This window comes from Methylobacterium cerastii (genome assembly GCF_022179125.1).
GTDB lineage: Bacteria > Pseudomonadota > Alphaproteobacteria > Rhizobiales > Beijerinckiaceae > Methylobacterium > Methylobacterium cerastii.
Window position 1 is genome coordinate 1 of the sequence record NZ_BPQG01000056.1, and the last position, 20,380, is coordinate 20,380.

The 20,380-nt window shown below is 70.8% G+C and carries 25 protein-coding genes, 1 tRNA gene and 1 pseudogene; 14 read left to right on the forward strand and 13 right to left on the reverse strand.

All coding sequences use genetic code 11. The features are described 5' to 3' along the window. A partial coding sequence (locus tag MFF13_RS18620; protein WP_238272682.1) for a hypothetical protein occupies nt 1-460 on the reverse strand: 460 nt, incomplete at its 3' end. Nucleotides 461-568: 108 nt separating this feature from the next. Between MFF13_RS18620 and MFF13_RS18625 the strand changes: the two genes are divergently transcribed. From MFF13_RS18625 to MFF13_RS18660, 8 genes are all read left to right on the forward strand, one after another. After that, nucleotides 569-1,102, forward strand: coding sequence for a RuvC family protein (locus MFF13_RS18625; RefSeq protein WP_238272683.1), 534 nt, complete (start codon nt 569-571; stop codon nt 1,100-1,102). Continuing rightward, nucleotides 1,102-1,365, forward strand: coding sequence for a hypothetical protein (locus MFF13_RS18630; protein ID WP_238272684.1), 264 nt, complete (start codon nt 1,102-1,104; stop codon nt 1,363-1,365). Before MFF13_RS18625 ends, MFF13_RS18630 begins: the two co-directional genes overlap by 1 nt. Before the next feature lie 18 nt (nt 1,366-1,383). Beyond that, on the forward strand, nt 1,384-1,764 hold the full coding sequence (locus tag MFF13_RS18635) for a hypothetical protein (protein WP_238272685.1): 381 nt from the start codon (nt 1,384-1,386) through the stop codon (nt 1,762-1,764). Then, on the forward strand, nt 1,761-1,937 hold the full coding sequence (locus MFF13_RS18640; protein WP_187275010.1) for a hypothetical protein: 177 nt from the start codon (nt 1,761-1,763) through the stop codon (nt 1,935-1,937). The genes MFF13_RS18635 and MFF13_RS18640 overlap by 4 nt, the downstream gene beginning before the upstream one ends. Next, nucleotides 1,937-2,488 (forward strand): hypothetical protein, encoded by a 552-nt coding sequence (locus MFF13_RS18645; protein ID WP_238272686.1) that lies wholly within the window; start codon nt 1,937-1,939, stop codon nt 2,486-2,488. The genes MFF13_RS18640 and MFF13_RS18645 overlap by 1 nt, the downstream gene beginning before the upstream one ends. A 69-nt stretch (nt 2,489-2,557) precedes the next feature. Next, nucleotides 2,558-3,841, forward strand: a complete 1,284-nt coding sequence (locus tag MFF13_RS18650) for a helix-turn-helix domain-containing protein (RefSeq protein ID WP_238272687.1) — start codon at nt 2,558-2,560, stop codon at nt 3,839-3,841. Continuing rightward, entirely contained in the window at nt 3,841-4,524 is a 684-nt protein-coding gene (locus tag MFF13_RS18655; protein WP_147750042.1) for a DUF1937 family protein, read from the forward strand. Before MFF13_RS18650 ends, MFF13_RS18655 begins: the two co-directional genes overlap by 1 nt. Then, on the forward strand, nt 4,514-5,053 hold the full coding sequence (locus MFF13_RS18660) for a dATP/dGTP diphosphohydrolase domain-containing protein (protein WP_238272688.1): 540 nt from the start codon (nt 4,514-4,516) through the stop codon (nt 5,051-5,053). Before MFF13_RS18655 ends, MFF13_RS18660 begins: the two co-directional genes overlap by 11 nt. 160 nt (nt 5,054-5,213) lie before the next feature. On the opposite strand, the gene MFF13_RS18665 is transcribed toward MFF13_RS18660, so the two are convergent. From MFF13_RS18665 to MFF13_RS26440, 7 genes and pseudogenes are all read right to left on the reverse strand, one after another. After that, nucleotides 5,214-5,549 carry a hypothetical protein gene (locus tag MFF13_RS18665; RefSeq protein ID WP_238272689.1) on the reverse strand — a complete coding sequence of 112 codons (336 nt, stop codon included), beginning with the start codon at nt 5,547-5,549 and terminating at the stop codon, nt 5,214-5,216. Further along, the gene (locus MFF13_RS18670) at nt 5,549-5,989 is read right to left on the reverse strand and encodes a hypothetical protein (RefSeq protein ID WP_238272690.1); all 441 of its coding nucleotides are present in this window, start codon (nt 5,987-5,989) and stop codon (nt 5,549-5,551) included. Before MFF13_RS18670 ends, MFF13_RS18665 begins: the two co-directional genes overlap by 1 nt. Further along, nucleotides 5,989-6,258 carry a hypothetical protein gene (locus MFF13_RS18675; protein ID WP_238272691.1) on the reverse strand — a complete coding sequence of 90 codons (270 nt, stop codon included), beginning with the start codon at nt 6,256-6,258 and terminating at the stop codon, nt 5,989-5,991. Before MFF13_RS18675 ends, MFF13_RS18670 begins: the two co-directional genes overlap by 1 nt. Before the next feature lie 141 nt (nt 6,259-6,399). Continuing rightward, nucleotides 6,400-6,633 (reverse strand): annotated as a pseudogene (locus tag MFF13_RS26640) (L5-gp82 domain-containing phage-derived protein); the annotation flags it as partial. After that, entirely contained in the window at nt 6,614-7,192 is a 579-nt protein-coding gene (locus tag MFF13_RS18680) for a hypothetical protein (RefSeq protein WP_238272692.1), read from the reverse strand. The gene MFF13_RS18680 and the pseudogene MFF13_RS26640, both read right to left, overlap by 20 nt. After that, nucleotides 7,180-7,428, reverse strand: coding sequence for a hypothetical protein (locus MFF13_RS18685; protein ID WP_238272693.1), 249 nt, complete (start codon nt 7,426-7,428; stop codon nt 7,180-7,182). The genes MFF13_RS18680 and MFF13_RS18685 overlap by 13 nt, the downstream gene beginning before the upstream one ends. Beyond that, complete coding sequence (locus tag MFF13_RS26440; protein ID WP_283205828.1) at nt 7,425-9,116, reverse strand: AAA family ATPase; 1,692 nt, start codon at nt 9,114-9,116, stop codon at nt 7,425-7,427. The genes MFF13_RS18685 and MFF13_RS26440 overlap by 4 nt, the downstream gene beginning before the upstream one ends. A 635-nt stretch (nt 9,117-9,751) precedes the next feature. Between MFF13_RS26440 and MFF13_RS18700 the strand changes: the two genes are divergently transcribed. The 6 genes from MFF13_RS18700 to MFF13_RS18725 all read left to right on the forward strand — a co-directional run bounded on the left by MFF13_RS18700 (nt 9,752) and on the right by MFF13_RS18725 (nt 14,434). Then, nucleotides 9,752-11,572, forward strand: a complete 1,821-nt coding sequence (locus tag MFF13_RS18700; protein WP_238272694.1) for a DNA cytosine methyltransferase — start codon at nt 9,752-9,754, stop codon at nt 11,570-11,572. Continuing rightward, nucleotides 11,569-11,808 carry a hypothetical protein gene (locus tag MFF13_RS18705; RefSeq protein ID WP_238272695.1) on the forward strand — a complete coding sequence of 80 codons (240 nt, stop codon included), beginning with the start codon at nt 11,569-11,571 and terminating at the stop codon, nt 11,806-11,808. Before MFF13_RS18700 ends, MFF13_RS18705 begins: the two co-directional genes overlap by 4 nt. Then, a complete protein-coding gene (locus tag MFF13_RS18710; protein ID WP_238272696.1) occupies nt 11,805-12,014 on the forward strand; it encodes a hypothetical protein in 210 nt (69 codons plus the stop codon). The genes MFF13_RS18705 and MFF13_RS18710 overlap by 4 nt, the downstream gene beginning before the upstream one ends. Before the next feature lie 250 nt (nt 12,015-12,264). After that, entirely contained in the window at nt 12,265-13,662 is a 1,398-nt protein-coding gene (locus MFF13_RS18715; protein ID WP_238272697.1) for an RtcB family protein, read from the forward strand. A 5-nt stretch (nt 13,663-13,667) separates the two neighbouring features. Beyond that, nucleotides 13,668-13,901: a hypothetical protein gene (locus MFF13_RS18720; protein ID WP_238272698.1), complete on the forward strand. Its 234-nt coding sequence runs from the start codon at nt 13,668-13,670 to the stop codon at nt 13,899-13,901. Between the two features lie 296 nt (nt 13,902-14,197). After that, nucleotides 14,198-14,434, forward strand: a complete 237-nt coding sequence (locus MFF13_RS18725) for a hypothetical protein (RefSeq protein ID WP_238272699.1) — start codon at nt 14,198-14,200, stop codon at nt 14,432-14,434. A gap of 152 nt (nt 14,435-14,586) precedes the next feature. Here MFF13_RS18725 and MFF13_RS18730 read toward each other — a convergent pair. The 5 genes from MFF13_RS18730 to MFF13_RS18750 form a co-directional block, all read right to left on the reverse strand. Next, nucleotides 14,587-14,678: transfer RNA gene (locus MFF13_RS18730), tRNA-Ser, on the reverse strand. Between the two features lie 13 nt (nt 14,679-14,691). Beyond that, nucleotides 14,692-15,531 carry a glycosyltransferase family 2 protein gene (locus MFF13_RS18735; RefSeq protein ID WP_238272700.1) on the reverse strand — a complete coding sequence of 280 codons (840 nt, stop codon included), beginning with the start codon at nt 15,529-15,531 and terminating at the stop codon, nt 14,692-14,694. Further along, nucleotides 15,528-17,072: an acetate--CoA ligase gene (locus tag MFF13_RS18740; protein WP_238272701.1), complete on the reverse strand. Its 1,545-nt coding sequence runs from the start codon at nt 17,070-17,072 to the stop codon at nt 15,528-15,530. The genes MFF13_RS18735 and MFF13_RS18740 overlap by 4 nt, the downstream gene beginning before the upstream one ends. Nucleotides 17,073-17,143: 71 nt before the next feature. Further along, a complete protein-coding gene (locus MFF13_RS18745) occupies nt 17,144-19,369 on the reverse strand; it encodes a xanthine dehydrogenase family protein molybdopterin-binding subunit (RefSeq protein ID WP_147750057.1) in 2,226 nt (741 codons plus the stop codon). A 27-nt stretch (nt 19,370-19,396) separates the two neighbouring features. Continuing rightward, nucleotides 19,397-20,368 (reverse strand): FAD binding domain-containing protein, encoded by a 972-nt coding sequence (locus MFF13_RS18750; RefSeq protein ID WP_147750058.1) that lies wholly within the window; start codon nt 20,366-20,368, stop codon nt 19,397-19,399. Nucleotides 20,369-20,380: the final 12 nt, after the last annotated feature.

Here is a 20,380-nt window from a genome sequence, read left to right on the forward strand (position 1 = left end):
GCTGCCATCGCGGCAGGGCCTTGCCGTCCATCTGAGTGGTGAACAGCCAGGATCCGTAGCATCCCTGTCCGCTGTCGGGAACGAGCGAGAGCCGCGGGATCCCAGCCTTGTCGTAGGTCTCGATGAGCAGGGCCGCGACTTCCTCGGCCGACAAATGGGCGTAGGGCAACCCCGGCTTGTAAAAGTCGTAGTCCAGGGACGCCGCCCCAATGCCGGTGACGTTGGCGTTGCCCCGACGGCCGGAGAACCTGAGCTGCCCCTGGTACTCGATCTCGGCTTCGGCGATCTGCTTGGAGAGCGCCTTCGAGGACGGTGCGACGATGCCCTCGTCCCAGCCGCGGCCGTCCCGAGCGGCCCGGGCCGTGCAGATTTTCCCGCGCGACCGCCGCGGGTGAAGTTCCCGGATGTGTCGGCGCTGGAGCGCAAGGCGGTCTGAGGGAGAGGGGAGCAAGGGGCTCAACGGTCAGCACGGGGAACGGGACCGTCGACGGGGCAGCACTCCCACCGACGAATTCGAGGATGGTACCCGCGTCGCGTGAAAGGTCAAAATGGCCGGACCGGCGGCAGAGTGCGCAGCCGTCGCCTCCGAGGCGGGCCGGCCCGAGATGCCCCGGATCGGCACCTCGGCGTCGACCCCGGCCTGCATGGGGCTTGGGCGCTCCTCGACGGGCACGGCCTGCTGCTGGTCGCCGGCGACTTCCCGATCGGCGCCGACGGCGAGATCGACGTCGTTAGGCTCGCCGACACCTGGCGCGACCTGGCGCCCCAGGCTGCCACCGTCGAGCTCGTCGGGCAGATCACCCGGATCAAGGGCCGGGCCATGGGGATCTCGGGCCGGTTCAACTTCGGCCGCCGCTACGGCGCGGTGCTGGCGGTCCTCGACCTGCTGGCGATCCCGCGGGACTCGGTCGACCCGACCTTGTGGAAGGCCCGCACCGGCGTCAGCGCCGACAAGAAGACGTCGCTCAACCTGGTCCGCCGGCTCTGGCCCGCGCACGCGCCGACGATCTTCCGCCTGATCAAGCACGAGGGTCGCGCCGAGGCCGCGCTGATCGGCCGGTACGGGCTCACCCACCGCAACCTGCGCCGGAGGGCATACTGATGCGCGGCCACGACCTCACGCTCGCCCGCATCGACGACGCCACCGTGAAGGCGGTCGCCGGCGGCCACGAGCTCGCCACCACCATCTGGGCGCCCCGGGTCGACGGGGATCGCCTGACCCATTTCGCCGCCGTCGCGATCGTCCGGGAGACCTACGCGGGTTGGGAGCCCGAGGACTTCCAGCGGGCGAACCTCCAGCTGCACCGCGCCGCCCGGGACCGCCTGCGCGAGCTGGCCACCCGAGCCCTGAGGGATGCCGACTGATGCGCCCCCGCCCACCGCGTGACCCGCCTCGCCGCCTTCCTCGTCCTGGGGGCCCTGGCGGCGACGCCGGCCGCCGCTGGGGGCCAGACAGTCCTCTCGATCGTCGAGGACCTGCGCGGGCGCCTGCCCGCCACCGCGTACGTCGCCGAGGTCTTGGCGACCGTCACCCCGACGATCCTCGCCTGGCTGGAATCGGAGGGCCTGCCGCATCGGGCGGACCAACTGGTTCAGGTCGCCGGGCCCCGGGGCTTCGCCCTGATCCTCGTCGCGAGCGACACGGACTGGGACTGCGACTGGATCGCGACCGTCGAACTCATCGGGGACAAGGCAGTGGAGCTCGCCCGGCTTGTGCGCCGGTTCCGCGAGCTGCGCGGCTACGGCCCAGAGCGCGCAGCATGACCGCCTCGGACATCACCCTCCTCAAGGCCGAGATCGCCCTGCTGCGGTCGGTGTCCCCGACGAAGGGGCCCGCCCAGCGCTACGGCGAGGCCGCGATCCGGAACGTCATCGCCGACGCCGGCGAGCGCCTCGCCGCCTCCACCTTCCGCAATCCCGTGACCCGGAGGTCCTGATGGCCCGCCCCAAGGACGGCACATTCCGCCAGCTTTGCGGCGAGATCGACCCGCGCAAGGTGGCCGAGATCGTCGACGGCTACGGCCTCGGCATCGCCCGCGAGCGCTGGCACTGGGCCTACGCCTTCATCCACGCGCTTGCCCAGGAAGGTCGCCGCATGAAGGTGGCCGGCGAGACCTGGAGGCGCGTCCCCCGGCCCGCCGGGCCCGAGGTCGAGGAGGTCGAGGCCCCGCCAGCCCGTCCCCCGCGTCCCATGCCGGCCCCACGGCTTGTCGAGCGCCAGTCGGCTCCGGCGCCCCGGGCCACCCCCATCGTCCCGGCCGAGGTCGACCAGGTCGCCGACCTGTTGCGTAGGCTGGCCAGCCACGAACACCTCATCGAGGAGATGGCCGCCAGGCTCGCAAGGTTGGAGGCCCGGCAGACGGCGACGTCGCCCTGGGTCGTCCCGATCCGCCCGGCGCCCGCACCGGCCTGGGATTTCCCGGTCGAGCCTGATGCCCTGCTGCGGATGCTGCGGCGCTGGTCGGTCCGGATGGTCGCCCTGACGTAACGCGTCCACCCAGCGTCGGGTCCGCGAGGCCGAGGCCATGGCACAGACACTCACCCGGAAGGCCGCCTGATGACCGCCGCACGCGCCACCGACGACCAGATCCTGTCCGCCGTCCGGGACGCCGGCTCCGTCCGGGCCGCCGCCAAGGCCCTCGGGATGGCCCGATCGAGCGTCTGGGAGCGCGTCAAACGGCTCTCAGGGACGGTGCAGAGTAATGATACCGAACGGGCTTTCAGTGCCTATCGCGGGGAACTCGGCACCAAGTCGGTGCTCCCGGGCTTCGAGCTGAAGCGGACGACGGCGGTCCTCGACAGGCACGGCGACGTCGCCCGCGAGTACGTGACCCAGTTCAAGGCCCCGGGCCGCCTGGCTGAAATTCCAGCCGGCCGTCTGCTGAAGGGCGTGTCCATCCTGAAGGATTCCTCGGGCCGGGTGACCCAGGAATGGGTGAAGACCCGCGAGGGCCGGGACCCTCAGGACGTCATCGAGGCGATCAAGGCGGCCTTCGAGGGCTACGAGGGCCGGCACGAGCCGATCCCGGCGCCGGCGGCCGCGGGAGCCGACCTGCTGACGCTGCTGCCTCTGGCCGACTGGCACATCGGGGCGCACAGCTTGGGCCGCGAGACCGGGACGGACTGGGACCTGAAGATCGCCGAAGAGGTCATCGGCCGCGCCGTCGAGAACGTCGTCGAGCGGTCCCCGGCCTCGGGCCTCGGCGTCGTCCTCGGGGGCGGCGACCTGATGCACGCCGACAACCAGGACAACCGCACCGCCCGGTCCGGAAACCAGCTCGACGTCGACGGCCGGTACCCGAAGGTGTTCGACGTCGCCTCCCGGCTAACCGTCCGGACCGTCGATGCCATGCTGCGCAGGCACGACCGCGTCGTCGTCCGGATCCTCAAGGGGAACCACGACGAGCACTGCGCCGTCGCGATCGCCCACTTCCTCTACGCCTTGTACCGCAACGAGCCCCGGGTCGCCGTCGACCTCGACCCGTCGCTGTTCTGGTACGCCCGGTTCGGCCGGGTGATGCTGGCCGCCACCCACGGCTACGAGACGAAGCTCCAGGACCTGCCTGGCGTCATGGCGGCCCGGCGCGCCGAGGACTGGGGCCTGACACGGTTCCGCTACGCCCACGGCTTCCACATCCACCACAAGCGGCTGCTGGGCTTCGAGGCCGGCGCGGTCGTGGCCGAGTCCCACCAGGTGCCGGTGGCGCAGGACGCCTGGCATTATGGCGCCGGCCTCCTGTCCGGGCGCTCGATCCAGACCATCACCTATCACCGCGCCTACGGGGAGGTGTCGCGAGCCCGCGAGGCCATCCTCGACGCGCAGCCCGAGGGGAACGCCTGATGATCCGCACCGACAACGTCGCCCTGCGCGCCTGCCTGCAGCACGCCATCGGCAGCCGCATCTACATGGCGAGCCCCTTCACGGTGTACCCGACGAAGGAGATGGCCTGGAAGGACGCCTGCAGGGCCGCGGCCGCGCTGCAGGCCTGCACGCCGCTCGCGGTCTACTCGCCGATCGCCGATTCCTACGGGGTCGAGGCGATCGGCGGCGCGAAGCTCACGCACGCCGACTGGATGATCCGCGACAAGGCCATGCTGCTGGCCTGCCAGCTCGTCGTCGTCGTCATGCTGCCGGGGTGGGAGCGGTCCAAGGGCATCGCGCAGGAGATCGTATGGGCCCACGAGGCCCGGCTACCGGTCTACTACGTCCAGCCCGTCGGCCAGCACGACAGCGGCGCCTACGCCATCGGCTCGATGGAAGCCGGGCCGGACGAGGGCTACCCGGCGCTTCCGCTGTTCCACCCGGACCTGATGCGCGAGGTCTGGACGGCGGTGCTGCCCGAGAAGCCCTACGCCGGCGAGACCACCTTGGAGGTCCTGAAGGGCCTCACCGAGATCCACCTCCCGGCCGGGACGAGGGTGCAGCCGGTCGAGCCGTTGCACCTCACCCCGGGCACCATGGTCACCGCCCCGGCCGGCTGGCTGGCCGGCGAGGACATGATCGGGGCGTTCTATGCCAAGTGACGCGAACACCGTGCACCTGGTCGCCGCGGCCCTGTGCGGACTCGGCGACAGCTGCTGCGTCAACACCTTGAAGCCCTGCCCCTACGAGGACGACGCTCGCGCCGCGATCGAGGCCCTGCAGGACGCGGCCCCGGCGCCGCGCGAGAACCCGAAGCGCACCGTCGGCATCCGCAAGCTCCCCCTGGAGCTGATCCCGCGCATCGCACTGGTGCAGGAGGCGGCCGTCCTCGGGCTCGGCGCCGACTGCCCGGCCAAGGCCTACGGACGGCACAACTGGCGCACCGACCCGATCGACGCCGAGACCTACGTCGGCGCCATCGAGCGGCACCTGACGCTGTGGGCCTCGGGCGAGAACGCAGACGACCAGTCCGGCGTCAGCCACCTCGCCCACATCCGGGCGACCTGCGCGATCCTCCTGGATGCGATCGACGCCGGGACGTTCCTCGACGGCCGGATCCGCAGCCCCGAGACCATCCGGATCCTCAAGGCTTACGACGCGAGCTCGATGCCGGTCGTGAAGGCCGCCTGAACGGGTAGTAACGCAGATCCTGAATTATGCCCGTTGCTATACCTGATCGCTAAGATGCTTTCAGGCCGAAAGAATTCGAAAAGTATAGCCTAGGCTAACCGGAAGGCGCACACGGGCGCACGTGCGCCTGACGTGCGCCTGACGTGCGCCCGACGTCGGCCTACGGGCAGGGCGGCCGGCCGTCGCGGCGCCGGAACGTCACCCCATCGTGCACCAGCCCGCCGCTCGGCAGGACCTCCAGATCGGTCGTGTAGGGCACCCGGTCGCCGCCGTTCGTGACGCATGAAGGCGACAGCACCTGGCCGCCCTCCAGGCGCACCTTCCCGCAGTCCAGGGAGTCGATCACCATGCCGCCGTCCTCCTGGATCCGGATAGGCATGACGTTCTCGCCGATCGGGCAATAGAACCCGGGGGCGGGCAGGAGCCAGGTTATATCCTCCGCGAGGGACGGCGTGGCGCTGGCGGCGACGGCCGCGGCGAGGAACAGGGAACGCATCACAGCGGGGGTCCTTCGAGTTCGGGGAGGTCGTCGTGGGTGTCCTCGGACGGGGACGGCGGGGCGGCCTGAGCGGGCCGGAACGCGCCGCGGCGGCCGCTCAGGATCCGGGTGCGCTTGTGCTGCCGGTTCTCTCGGCCGAGGACGTAGAGCCGCCCCGAACTCTCGGTGATGGCGAACCCGTTGCCCTGGTGCCGGATGACGCTGGTCGTCAGGAAAGCGTCGCCGGCGACGGGGTGGCCGTAGACGGTTCCCTTGAGGCAGGGGCGGTCCGTTCCGGGGTAGCGGGACGTCTCCCACCGATCGAGATAGGGGGCCGCGGCGACGGCGTCCGCGCCCGGATTCCAGTCGGCCTGAAGGTTCTCCACGACCTCGCGGAGGCGGGCGCGCCGGAGCGCCATCTCCACCAGTTCGTCAGGTCGCATTTCGCGCGGGCGCATCAGAGCGTCACTCCGGTCGAGGGGATCGCGGAACGGGGCGTGCCGAGCCGGAGGAGGCCGGTGCCGGTGACCCATGCCCAGCCGGCCTGGATGTCCCAGCCCTGCACCTGTCCGGTCTCCCGGACGCGGCCCTGTTCGTCGGTGCCGACGAGGACGTACCCATCGCCGCGGCGGCCGGCGCGCTGGAGTGCCCAGTCGTCCAGCAGCCCGGCGCGCGACACGTGCGCCAGGTCGGAGCTGAGGATCTTGCGGTCGTAAGGTCTGGCCATGTCGGTCCCTCCCGCCCCCAGCCTCTCACCCGGCCCTGCAAGGCACCATGCGCTGCCGTCTGCCTCGAACCAGCAAGCATTCCACTCGGAGACCGGACGGCCTTCCGGGTCGCGGAAGCCGGGGCGGTCGAGCCGGTACCGGATCCGGACCGCCTCCGCCGGCCGGGGCAGTCCCGGGACGGGGACACCCCGGGCCCATGCGTGCACGTCCCTGATCCCTAGGCGGAGGCACCGGAGGCGGGAGGCCTCCGAGGTCCGGAGCGTCACGCCGGCGAGCGCGATCGCCGGGACGTGCCCGACGACGCGGCCTGCGATCCGGATGGACCACGCCTTCCGCGTCAGGTTGCGATAGACGTCAGCACTTGGCGTGGGCATCGCAGGTCGTCCGCAGCCATCCGCTGGGCCGGAGCGATCCCGGCGCGCCGCACACGTCGCAGACCGCCCCCGAGATCCACTCGGCCGCGGCTGCGATGCGGATGATGCGCGTGCCGCCGCCATGGCAATAGAATCGCAGAGTGCCGTACTTCTCCTTGACCTGAACCGTGCTGAACCCCTTCGGGATCGCGCCTTCCTCGATCCACGCGGCCGTCGCAGCCAGCACCCAGTGCCAGCCCCGGCTCGTCTCGGTCGGCGCATCGTAGATCCGGGGGTGCGCCTCCATCAGGACCATGTAGCTTTCCTCGGGGACCGGGCGCGGCGCCGGTCCGTCCCGCCAGCGCAGCGCCACCATGCGGCTGACGAGCTCGGCGACAGCCTCCCGGTCCGGCACGCGCTGCGGGTCGACGCGGGCCCGGCGCAGGCGGGGCACGATGAACCGCACGCGGGGGCCGGCGTCGGTCACGTCGACGCCCTCGACGGCGATGCCGACCGCGCCGTCATCGCCCAGCGCGCCGCGCAGGAACGTCATGGCTTCATGGGGGATCACGCGCGGCATCGGTCGCTCCATGGACGAGGGGTTGGCAGGCGGGGGACGGCGCGGAGGAATCCCGCGGCGCTGCGGCCCTCGTTCAGGGCCCGGGAGGGATCCCGGTCCCCGTCGGCGACGAGGCGGGCTAGGGCGCCGAGGTAGCCGTGGACGCCCCGGCCGAGGTGGGCGTCGACGCGCTCCATCTCGACGTCGGCCTCCACGTCGGCGCGCAGGGCGCGGAGTTCGGCGAGGACGACGCTCATTGGCGCAGCCCCCCGTCCCGGGCATCGAGGACGACTTCGATCAGGCGGCGGAGGGCGCGCAGGCTGCCACCCTGAGACCAGTTCTCCTCCAGGGCAGCCCATTCCACGCCGTCGAACGGCGGCGCCCAGACATCGTCCAGGCCGCGCTCGGCCTTCACGTCCTCCAGGATCGAGGTCGCCAGGACGCGCAGGTGCTCGGCCCCCGGCTCGTCGACGCGCAGGACGAGGCAGCGGTCGATCAGCGCGCGCGGGACGGTGTCCAGCGTATTCGCGGTGAGGATCCACTGCACGCGACTGGCGTCTACGTCGGCGGTCAGGTAGATGTCCCTGTAGCGGGCAGATGTCTCGACGCCGAGCAGGTTGATCAGGGCGTCGCCGGCGTTCCCGTTGTGTCGGGACGTCCCCATCTTGTCGACCTCGTCGACGACGATCATCGGGTTGGCGATCTTCGTCCGGATGAATTCGCGCATCGGCGCCGAAAATCCGCCGGTCGACCACCCGCGCGAAACCCCCATAATCGCCATGGCATCCATCGAGCCGGCCATCGAATAGACCGCCGGCTGGAGGTCCAGGACCTCCCCGATCCGCCGGGCGAGCCGCGTCTTGCCGCCGCCGGGCGGTCCCCACAGCAGGACGTGCGGCAGCCGCGTCGTGTCCTGCATCGCGAGCGGGCGCAGGAGTCGATCGACGATGCGCACCCCGTGCGGGCATTCCGCCAGGAGCTCGGCCCGGACCGCCGCCAGGTCGGCCGGGGGCATCACCAGGGGCAGGTGCTTGCCGATCACCCCCTCCGCCTCCTTGACCGGGTCGTCCCCCTTGGACCCCTTCTTGACGTGGCTGACGTCGCCGACGACGCGCAGGCCGGGGCCGGTCGGCAGCCACCCGTCGAGGTCGAGCCCGCCGTCGACCGGGTCCGGGCGCGGTGGGGCCTTCTCGGCGGGCCGGCGCACGATTCCGGCGCGGTCCTCGGCGACGGCGGCCGCCTCGATCGCGGCCATCTCCTCGTTCAGCGCGTCGACCGAGCCGATCTCGCCGGCGGCGATCGCCTCCTGCACGACGCCGAGCACGTGGACGAGGCCGCGGATCGGCGTCTCGTGCATGCCGACCTGCATGTGTCTGCTCTCGGGCAGATAGCTCTCGCCGTCGTCCGTGCAGATCGTATCGGCCATCGCCAGGTAGTCGATCGTCGACCGCATCAGCCCGTACGTGATGACGTCGACGAACGAGGAGATGCCCCGGGACGGCCAGTAACGGGTGCACAGGACCGCGCAGCGCTTCGATGCCTCAGGGCAGCCCAGGGCGGCCCCGTAGACGGCCATCCGCTCCATTAGGTCCCGGATGAGGAACAGGGTCTCACCCAGCACAGGCGGATGGCCGGCCTCCGCCTGCTCGACGATGTGCAGGCACTCGGCCTCCAGGCTGCGGAGGGTGCTGATCCGCGGCTTGGCGAGCGCCGCCCGGATTGCCCGCCCGAGGCCCTTCGGCAGCCTGTGCTTGCTGTCCGGCGCCAGGAGCGGCCGAAGGACAGTCTCCATGTCCACCAGGGCGGAGCCGCCAATGAATTCGGCCCCCGACAGCAGCTCGATCGTCGCCGGGTTGTGGTCACCGATCTGGTGCCAACGCGGCTGCGTATAGGCGGACAGCTTCTTCCGGACGGCCTTCACGGCCGAGTCGCTGATCTTGGACATGGGGGAGGCTCACTGAATTCGAACGCGCAGGGCGCCGAGCGCTGGGCTCAGGCGGCGAAGGGGGCGCGTTTCGATTTCAGGAGATTGCTCATGGCGAGGACCATGACAGACGAGGAATCCCGGGGCAACGGCCGATCGATGATCTGGTAAAGAAATCCCTGGACGCCGGGGGTGGCGTTACAAGATGCTGACAGATCAGCGGATCGGTCAGCACTTTGTAACAGAGAAGGCCCCGGGTTTCCCCGAGGCCTTCCCCTGTCCATCCCGCCCGAACCGGGCGGGCACTGATCGTTGCAAACTCGGATATGCACAAGTGATCGTCAGTGTCATCCCTGCCGACTTGGCAGGGGAGGTCCAGACGGGCGGCCATTCGGCTGCCTGAAGGTGTCATCCCCGCACAGCTTCTGCAGGGGGCAGGGTCACCTCGTGCACGAGGGGGCCAGCCAGTGTCATCCCCGCGACCAGTGCGGGGGGCAGCGCCGTCGTGGCCGCTGCATGACCCGAAGATGCGGCGGACAGACAGTATTGGGGAGTCCCCGCACGTCTGGATGTCTCGGATGTCGGCTCGGTGTTGCAGGCGCGCCTCTGTACGAATCCGGGACCGGTGCGACCCTCAGAGCAACAGAGGGGATCCCGTGTTGCTCGACTTCGACATCCATCCCGACGAGCTCATCGTCGACAGCTTCGCGGGCGGCGGCGGCCCGTCCGAGGGCATCCGGCTCGCGCTCGGCCGGGATCCCGACATCGCGATCAACCACGACGGCGAGGCCCTGGCGATGCACCGGGCCAACCACCCGGGGACGCGTCACCTCAACCACAACATCTGGAAGGTCGACCCCATCGCCGCGACCGGCGGCAAGCGCGTCGGCCTGCTCTGGGCGTCGCCGGACTGCAAACACCATTCGAAGGCCAAGGGCGGGAAGCCGCGCGAGCAGGCGATCCGCGACCTGGCCTGGGTGGTGGTGCGCTGGGCCAAACAGGTCCGGCCCCGCGTCATCCTCCTGGAGAACGTCGAGGAGTTCCGGAAGTGGGGGCCGCTCGACAAGGACGGCCGCCCCTGCGCCGCCCGCTCCGGGCAGACCTTCGACGCCTGGTGCGGGGAGCTGCGCCGCCTCGGCTACCGGGTCGAGCACCGCGAGCTGCGCGCCTGCGACTACGGCGCGCCCACGATCCGGAAGCGGCTGTTCCTGGTGGCGCGCTGCGACGGCAAGCCGATCCGGTGGCCAGAGCCGACGCACGCCGCCCCGGGATCAGTGGAGGTCCTGGCAGGCCTGCGCCAGCCCTGGCGCACCGCGGCCGAGATCATCGACTGGTCGCTGCCGTGTCACTCGATCTTCCTCTCGGCCGAGGAGGGGCGCGCCGTCGGCGCCAACCGGCCGCTCGCCGACAAGACCATGTCGAGGATCGCCAAGGGGGTGAAGCGGTACGTGCTGGATGCGGCATCACCGTTCATCGTCGAGACGGCTTACGGGGAGCCTCGGAACGGATCTGGATCCCGGTCGCTCGATGCACCGATGGCAACCCTGACCGCGACGGTCGGGCATGGGCTGGTGACGCCGTTCATCACCTCCTACTACGGAACCAAGGTCGAGGGCGGCGAGCGCGTGGCCGATCTCGATGCGCCGCTGCCGACGGTCACGACGGCGCACCGCTTCGCCCTGGCGACCGCCTTCGTCGCCAAGAGCAACCACGGCGACAAGCCTCACTACGCCGCGGACGAACCGGTGCACACCGTGATGGCCGGCGGCACGCACCACGCGGTCGTCGCCGCCTTCATGGGCAAGCTCGCCGAGAACGGCGCGGGCGTTCCGGCCGACGAGCCGCTGCACACCGTCATGGCTGGCGCGCCCCGGCACTACGTCACCGCCGCCTACCTGGCCCAGCACAACCTCGGGAACGTGGGGCGCGAGGCTGGGGAGCCGGTCTCGACGGTGACCGCCACGGGCTCGCAGCAGACCGTCGTCGCGGCCCTGCTGGACCGGCAGTTCGGGGCCTCAACCGGTGCCGCCGTCGACGCGCCGGTCGGCACGGTCACGTGCGTGAACAAGACCTCGGTCGTCGCCGCCTTCCTCGCTCAATACTACGGGGCGGACGGGGACCCGGCGGTCACGGATCCCCTGCACACGGTCACCACCCGTGACCGGCACGCCGTAGTCACCGTGGATCTCGCCGGCGTCCCGCACGCCATCGTCGACATCGGGATGCGGATGCTCGCGCCCCGCGAACTGTTCCGGGCTCAAGGATTCCCGGACGCCTACGTCATCGAGACCGGCATCGGGCCCGACGGCGCGCCGGTTCGGCTGACCCGCACGGCGCAGGTCCGCATGTGCGGGAACAGCGTCGTCCCGCTGCTGGCGAAGGCCTTGGTCGAGGCCAACCTGGCGCCGGCGCCGGCCAAGGTCCGCCGGGCTCCCGCACCCCTTCCCCTGTTCGCAGATCTGCAGGAGGCAGCATGACGATCGAGCCCACCGAGTTCGACATGATCGCCCTGGCGCGCCGGGGCCTGCAGGCGCACCTCGACGAGGCGATCGCCGAGGACGAGTTCGCGTCCCGGTTCGCCATGGTCGACAAGCGCGGCGAGCTGACCGGCGAGTCGATGCTGGCCTACCGAACGGCCGTCGAGGCGATCCGCGTCGCCCGGGACCGCCTCGCCCGCTTCAACCTTCTCTACCCGGAGCGGGCCGCGGCATGACCCGGCCTGCCACCGTCCCCGCGCCGGCCCGGGCCCGCGAGGCCGTCGCCCCGTACCTGCCCGGCGAGCCCGCCGACCCGGCGTTCGCCCGCATGCTCGGGGCCTACGCGCGGTGCAGCGGGGGATGCCTCGATCGGGCCGAGGGCAACCCGGAGTGCTGGGAGATCTGCAGGCGCGCGAAGGCCGCCGCGAGGCGGAAGGGATGACCAATATACGAGTCAATCCGGGCTCAACCGGCTCGAATGACCAATATACGAGTCATTCCGCCCTCTCGGCCGCCACGCTCGCCAGGATCGCGGATGCGTCCCCCACGCAGGACGAGGCCCCGCCGGCGGTCCTACCGCGGGGCGGGCACACCGAACTGTCGTTGGACCGCTTCACGCACGAGGACGCCCGGATCCGCCGCGGCGGCGGGCTGCCGGCGTGCGGGTCGTTTTTCAGCTGAAAGGGAACACCATGGACATCAACGGGCAGACCCTGATCGGCTGGGGCTTCAAGCCGGGGCGCCACTTCCAGGCGGCGATCGCCCGCGCGAACGAGCTTCGCACCGCCGGGCAGGATGACGAGGCGATCGTCTCAGCCGTGCGGGAGCTGATCCCGGTCGAGGTCACGATCCCGATGCGCGCCGCGCCCCTGGCCTACGGGGTGTTCCTCGACGCCGAGACCGACGAGGAGCGGGCGAACCTCGCCGGCGTCATTCGCCACATGGACGAGCTGATGCGGGTTCCGACGATCGAGGCCGGCGCTGTTATGCCCGACGCCTGCCCCTCCGGATCCGCCCCGGGCACGATCCCAGTCGGAGGCGCGGTCGCGGCCCGCAACGCGATCCACCCCGGCTTCCACTCGGCCGACATCTGCTGCTCGGTCGCGATCACCGTGTTCGCCGGCGGCGTCGATCCCAAGACCCTCCTCGACGCGGTCCAGGCCATCACGCACTTCGGCCCCGGGGGGCGCAGGGATCCCGTCGCGCTGCCGGTCGGGCTCGCGGACGCGATCGCCGCCAACCCCTTCCTCTCCGACCTGACCGGCAAGGCCGCCGGCGACTTCGCGAGCCAGGGGGATGGCAACCACTTCGCCTACGTCGGACGCCTGGCGTCGACCGGGCAGGTCGCCCTCGTTACGCACCACGGGTCCCGTGGGTTCGGCGCCGGCCTGTACAAGAAGGGCATGGCGGTCGCGAAGCGCCACACCGCGAAGGTCGCGCCCGAGGTCCCGGCGCACAACGCCTGGATCCAGGCCGACACCGCCGACGGGCAGGCCTACTGGGAGGCTCTGCAACTCGTCCGCGTCTGGACCCGCGAGAGCCACTACGCGATCCACGACCTCGCCCGGGCGCAGCTCGGCATCGAGGCGCTGGTCGTCGACAGGTTCTGGAACGAGCACAACTTCGTCTTCAGGCGCGCCGACGGCCTGTTTTACCACGGCAAGGGCGCGACCCCGTCCTGGTCAGGGTTCTCGCCCGAAGACGCCGGCCGCACCCTCATCCCGCTCAACATGGCAGAGCCGATCCTGATCACCCGGCATCGCGACCGGAAGGAGACCCTCGGCTTCGCCCCCCATGGCGCCGGCCGCAACCTGTCCCGCACCGCCTACCTGCGCAGCCACGCGCCTGCCTGGCCTGAGGGAATCGACGCCCGGTTCTATTGCGGCCGCCCGGACCTGTCCGAGCTGCCCGGCGCCTACAAGGACGCCGCGTCGGTCCGGGCTCAGATCGAGCGCTACGACCTCGCCGAGATCGTCGACACGGTCGAGCCCTACGGCTCGATCATGGCCGGGGACTGGGAGGCCGACGCACCGTGGCGCCGGAGGAAGGCCGCGGCGGCAGAGCCCCAGGCCGATAGCGTGGAGGCCTGAGCGAGATGAGCACCTTGGAGATGGTCCTCGCCGGGCTCGCCTTCCTCGCCTTCGGGCTGCCGATCGGCCTGATGGTCGCCGCGGTCGTGATCGTCGGGCTGCCGATCGCGATCGGGCGGCTCTGGATGCTGACGTTCCTCTTCCTCCGGCTCGTCCGCGACCTCGTCCGGGAGGCATGGGACAGGCGCCGGGCCCTGCCGCGCTCCCCGACGAGGATGCCGACACCCTCGGAGCCCTGATCTAGGGGGCAAAAAACACTGGTAACGCGTTTCCTGAAATATGCCGGTTGCTATACCTGACCCATAAAAGACTGCAACGGCGCTCGAATTCGGAAAGTATAGCCTAGGGTATACGGAGGGCGCACACGGGAGCACATGGGCGCACGTGCGCCCGACGTCGGCCCGCCGGTCCGGGCCGGGGCGTTCCGTAGGTGGTGCGGCAAGGCCGATACGGTCCCGTCCGCGATACGTTGGGGGTCGCGAAATGCCGCGGCCAGGGATCGACTCCGCGGCGGATTTGTTCTCCATTCGTTCTCATGGACGAATCAATGGAGCGCGCCGTGGACGAGATGGAGCAGGCCTACCTGGAGGCGGCCGACGGCGACGCGCGCGACGCCCTGCGGCGGGCGCTGGGGGACGCCCTGCAGGAACTGGCGACCATGTCCGGGCAGGTCAGCCGCGGCTACGTGCGGGCATCGAGGCCGGCCGACCTGGCGAGAAAGTTGGGGCGGGAGCGCCGGGACCGGGACGCGGCGCGGGCCGCGGGGCGGTGAGCGCGGAAGGATCGGGCGGCCGATCCTTGTGGATGGCGGCCCCCGGCGCGGTACGCAAGGGCCGGCGATTTGCGGTACGTGTGCGGTACGCGGGCCGTCGTAGATGTCTGCGACCCGTTGAAATCGCTTCGGTTTTCGGGGCCACGCATGGGTGGCGGAGACGGAGGGATTCGAACCCTCGATACCCATTTCTGGGTATGCTCATTTAGCAAACGAGTGCCTTCAGCCGCTCGGCCACGTCTCCAGCGTCGTCGGCTCTAAGAGGTCGGACCGGGGCGGTCAAGCGAATCTCGGGGCGGAGAGGCCGCGGAGGCCCTTCGGCGCTCGTAGTGTTTCGCGATGCGCAGGTGGCGCGAGATCGCGTAGTTCATCGCGGTGAGGAAGCCGTAGACGCCGCGCATGCAGTGGCGGCGGCCGAGATACGCCTTCAGGAAGTTGCCGGGCAGCTCGACGAACACTCGCCAGGTCGGGATCGCGACGCCGCGCGCCTCGAGGTCGTCGGCCTGCTGGTCGGAATAGCGGTTGAGCTTGTCGAGCTGGTCGCCGAGCGAGCGCACCGAGAAATGGTGGATCACCCCCTTCAGCCGCCCGGGCTCGACGCCGGGCTCGAGCGCCACGCGGTCGTGGACGGGGGAGGGCGAATAGCGCCCGCGGTCCTTCCGGTAGAGCCGCACCGGCGTCAGCGCGTAGGCCCAGCGGTGGGGGCGGCTCTCGCCGGGGAAGACCTCGGCGATGGCGATGCGCCAGGCGGCCTTGCCGGGCTCGCCCTCGGCGAACAGGGCGCGGATGTCACTCGCGAGGTCGGGGGGCACCACCTCGTCGGCGTCGAGGTTCAGGAGCCAGTCGTGGCGGCACCGGTCCTCGGCGAAGCGCTTCTGCGGGCCGTAGCCCGGCCAGTCGTTGTGGATCACCCGGGCGCCGAGCGAGGCGGCCAGCGCCTGAGTCCCGTCGGTCGAGCCGGAATCGACCACGACGAGGTCGTCGGTGAGGTCTCGCACCGCGCGGATCGTCGCGCCGATGCGGTCCGCCTCGTTGCGGGCGATGATGAAGACGGAGATCGGCAGGGCGATCGTGCCGTTCGGCGGGTTCGCGGTCACGTGCTACGAGCTCCGGCCGCGGCGGCGAGCCGCTTGCGCTGCACCTTGCCGTTGGCGGTGCGGGGGAGGGCGTCGAGGAAGCGGATCTCGCGCGGGCGCTTGTAGGCGGCCAGCCGCTCGGCACACCACGCGATCAGCGCGTCGGCATCCGGCTCCGCGCCCGGCTGCAGCACAACGAAGCCGCAGATCACCGACACGTCGGCCCGCACCGGCAACTCGGCGACACCGGCCTCGGCGACGCTCGGATGGGCGATCAGCGCGCCCTCGACCTCGTTGGGCGAGACGCGGTAGCCCATCGCATTCATCAGGTCGTCGTTGCGGCCCTCGAACCAGAGGTAGCCCTCCGCATCGAGGCAGGCGAGGTCGCCCCCGGCGAACCAGTCGCCGCGCATCACCTGCGCCTCCTCGTCGGGGCGGTTCCAGTAGCCGAGCATCAGGCCAGGCTCCGAGCGGTGGACGGCGAGGAGGCCGGTCTCGCCGGGCGGCAGCGGCTCGGGCGGTCCGGCGACGGGGAGGATCGCCACGTGACGGCCCGGCTGCGGCTTGCCGGGCGAGCCGCGGCGCTGCGGGATCGTCGGCCCGGTCGAGACGTAGGTCGAGATCTCGCTCATGCCCAGCGCCTCGTAGAGCGGCTTTCCCGTGGCTTGGGTCCAGGCGTCGAGCACGTCCCCGGGGAGCGCCTCGCCCGCGGTGCAGCCGTGGCGCAGGCTCGACAGGTCGAAGGCGGCCGGGTCGCCGTATTTGAGGATCTGGCGGTAGAGGCTCGGGACGGCGGCGAAGATCGTGGCGCGATGGCGCGCGATCAGCCGCGGCCAGACGACCGGGTCGCGCGGGCCGTTGTAGAGCACCGCCGTCGCCCCGACCGACCACGGATCGGTGATGCCGACGCCGAGCGTATAGGTCCAGTTCATCGTGCCGGCATGCAGCATCGTGTCGGCTTCCGACAGTCCGAGCCAGTGGTCGAGCATCGGGCGCCGCCCGTAGATCGTGCGGTGGGCGTGCAGCACGCCCTTCGGCCGGCTCGTGGTGCCGGAGGTGTAGACCAGGGTCGCCGGGTCGTCGGCGGCCGTGTCGGCGTAGTCGGGGATCGGGTCTCCGGCCTTCATCGCGGCGATCGCGGCGCCGTCGAGGAGGATGCGGTCGCCGAGGTCGGCCGGCTCGATCACGCAGCCTCCGCCGACGGCGACCGCGGCCGCGCCGGAATTCTCCATGAGGAACGCCGCCTCGGCCGGCGTCAGCTGCGGCGAGGAGGGCAGGGCGACGAGCCCGGCGGCGAGCGCAGCGAAGTAGACGAGGACGTAGTCGGTCTCGTTGCCCATCCGGATCATCACCCGGTCGCCGCGGCGCAGCCCACGGGCGAGGAGCCCGGCCGCGATTCCGCGCACGGCCCGGTCGGCCTCGGCGAAGGTCAGGCTCTCGACCGCGTCGTCCGCGCCGACCAGGATCAGCGCAGTCTTCTCCGACCGCGCCTCGGCGTTCACCCCGAGGCAGTAGCGCGTCGCGTTGAAGCGGGGCGGGGGATGGCGGTCGGCGGACACCATGGTGTGGCTCCCGGATGTTGGCTCATCGCGGGATGTCCACCGAACGTGCCGCCGTCAACCTGCGGTGTCGATCATGCCCGGCGCGGGGCCCGTCCGTCCTGCTCCTCGAAACCCTTCAGCACCTTGTCCAGCGTCAGCGGGTAGTCGCGGATGCGGATGCCGGTGGCGTTGTAGACGGCGTTGGCCAGAGCCGCGCCGGCGCCGCAGATGCCCAGCTCGCCGAGGCCCTTGCTCTTGAGCGGGTTGGCCTTGTCGTCGACCTCGGGGAGGAACACCGCATCCATCGCCGGAATGTCGGCGTGCACCGGGACATGGTACTCGGCGAGGTCGTGGTTGACGTAGGTGGCGGTGCGTTCGTCGATCACCGCATCCTCCATCAATGCTGCGCCGACGCCGAAGGTCATCCCGCCGATCGCCTGGCTTCGGGCGGTCTTCGCATTGAGGATGCGCCCACCGGTGAATACGCCGAGCATCCGGCGGAGCCGGATCTCGCCGGTGTCGCGATCGACGCCGACCTCGGCGAAGTGCGCGCCGAACGAGTAGTGCGAGTACTTCTCCTTCAAGGCGCCCGGCTTGATCTCGCCCTCCGCCGAGACGCCGTCGGCGCCGGCGAGGTCCACCAGCGCCTCCGAGCGGTTGCCGGAGGTGACGCGCCCGTCGGCGAAGACGACGCCATCCGGGTGCAGGTCGGTCGCCGCCACGAGCTTGTCGCGCAAAGCCGCGCAGGCGACGTAGAGCGCTGAGCCGGCCGAGCCCGCCCCGAACGATCCGCCGGAGCCGGAGGCCGCCGGGTAGGCGGTGTCGCCGATCTCGACGCGGATGCGCTCGATTGGTAGGCCCATCATCTCCCCGGCGATCTGAGCGAGGATGGTGTAGGTGCCCGTCCCGATGTCGGTCATCGCCATCCGCACGGTGAGGTATCCGTCGGCACCGAGCTTCACCGAAGCCGAAGAGGGCATCAGCGGGTTGAGGCGGGCCGCCGCCGACATGCCCATGCCGACCATCCAGTTGCCGTCATGCGTCGTGCCGGCGGGCTTACGCCGGTCCCAGCCGAAGAGCTTGGCCCCTTCCCGCATGCACGGTACGAGCTGGCGCACCGTGAACGGCACCTGCTTCTCGGGGTCCTGCGTCGGCTCGTTGCGGACGCGCAACTCGATCGGATCGAGGCCGATCTGCTCGGCCAGCTCGTCCATGGCGCACTCGAAGGCCAACATGCCGACGGCCTCGCCGGGCGCGCGCATCGACGAGGCGATCGGTAGGTCGAGCTTGGCCAGGCGGTGGCGGGTGATGCGGTTCGGCGCGGCGTAGAGCGAGCGCGTGACGTTGGCCGAGGTTTCGTAGAACTCGTCGCCCTGCGCGGTGTCGGACCACGATTCGTGCGACAGAGCCGTCAGCTTGCCATCGCGATCCGAGGCCAGCCGAATGCGCTGGATCGTGTCGGTGCGGTGGGTCGCGACGTGGAATTCCTGCTGCCGGGTCAGCGCGACCTTCACCGGGCGCCCGGTCGCCTTGGAGGCCAGCGCCGCCAGCGTCGCCTCCGGCATCGGCTGGAGCTTCGAACCGAAGCCGCCGCCGATGTAGTGGCTCACCAGCCGGACGTTCTCGACCGGCAGCTTCAGCACCGAGGCCAACGACTTCTGCCCTCGGTTGAGCATCTGGTTCGCCGTATAGAGCACGACCTTGTCGCCCTCCCAGGAGGCGATGGTGGCATGCGGCTCCATCTGGGCGTGGATCTGCGTCGGGGTGGTGTACTCGACATCGAGCTTGACCGGGGCGGACGCGAACGCGCCGTCGAAGTCGCCGAGCTTCGAGTCCGGGTCGGTCTGGACCTTCTTCGGCTCGATCGCCTGCGGCAGGGCCGCCCGAAGCGATGCCTTGGGCGTCCGGACGTCGTAGGCGACCTTGACGAGCTTGGCCGCGGCACGGGCCTGCTCGAAGGTCTCGGCGACGACGAAGGCCACCGGCTGGTCGAAGAACGCGACATTCGTCCCGGTGAGCTGGGGCCAGACCTGCTCCTTCTTCTCGCCCTGCGCGGGCACGTTCTCGTGGGTCATCACATGGATGACGCCCGGCGCCTTCACGGCTGCGGCCGTGTCGATCGAGCGGATCGTGCCGGCGGCGATCGTCGCGCCGACGATGAAGCCATAGGCCGGGTTCTTCACCTCGCGGGTCTCGTAGGCGTAGGGCGCGCGCCCCATCACCTTGAGGCGGCCGTCGATGCGGTCGATCGGCCGCCCGACGAGGCCGTCGGCCTTGTCGTCGAGCGGCGTCTTGCCGACCGGCTGGTTCATCTCCATGGCGTTCATCCTGGAAGCTTGGGACGGTCAGGTCCGGGTGGCGTCGGTCACCACCGCGCGGAGCGTCCGCCGGGTCAGCGGGATCTTGAAGTCGTTGGTGCCGTAGCCGCGGGCGCCGGCGAGCACCGCGTCGGCGGCGTCGTCCGCGCTGCCGCCCTTCGCGAGCGTGGCCTCGGCCGCCTCGACCCGCCACGGCTTGTGCGCGAGCCCGCCGAACGCCATCCGCGCCTGGGTGATCTTGCCGTCCGCCTTCCCGATCACCGCGGCGATCGAGACGGTAGCGAAGGCGTAGGAGGCGCGGTCGCGGACCTTGCGGTAGACGTGCAGGCCCTCGACCGGCTTCGGCAGCGTCACCGCGGTGATGATCTCGCCGGGTTGCAGAGCGGTCTCGATCTGCGGGGTGTCGCCCGGCAGGCGGTGGAACTGCGCCATCGGGATCGTGCGGGTCGCGCCGTTCGGCGACAGGGTCTCGACGCCGGCATCGAGGACGCGCATCGCGACGTTCATGTCGGACGGGTTGGTGGCGATGCAGGCGTCGCTGGTGTCGAGCACCGCCATGATGCGGTTGAACCCGCCGATCGCTGAGCAGCCCGAGCCGGGCTCGCGTTTGTTGCAGGGTTTCGACGTGTCGTAGAAGTAGTAGCATCGGGTGCGCTGAAGCAGGTTTCCAGCGGTGGTCGCCTTATTGCGCAGCTGCCCTGAGGCGCCCGCGAGCAGGGCCTTGGCCAGCACCGCGTAATCCTTGCGCACCCGAGGGTCGGCGGCGAGGTCCGAGTTGCGCACAAGTGCGCCGATGCGCAGGCCGCCGTCGGCGGTGGCTTCCACCTTGTCGAGCGGTAGGCGGTTGATGTCGATCAAGGTCGTCGGCGTCTCGACCTGCAGCTTCATCAGGTCGAGCAGGTTGGTGCCGCCGGCGATGAACTTGGCGTTCGGCCGCTCGGCCGCGAGGCGGGCGGCGTCGCGCACGGTGGCGGGGCGCTCGTAGGTGAAGGCTTTCATCGCGCGCGCCCT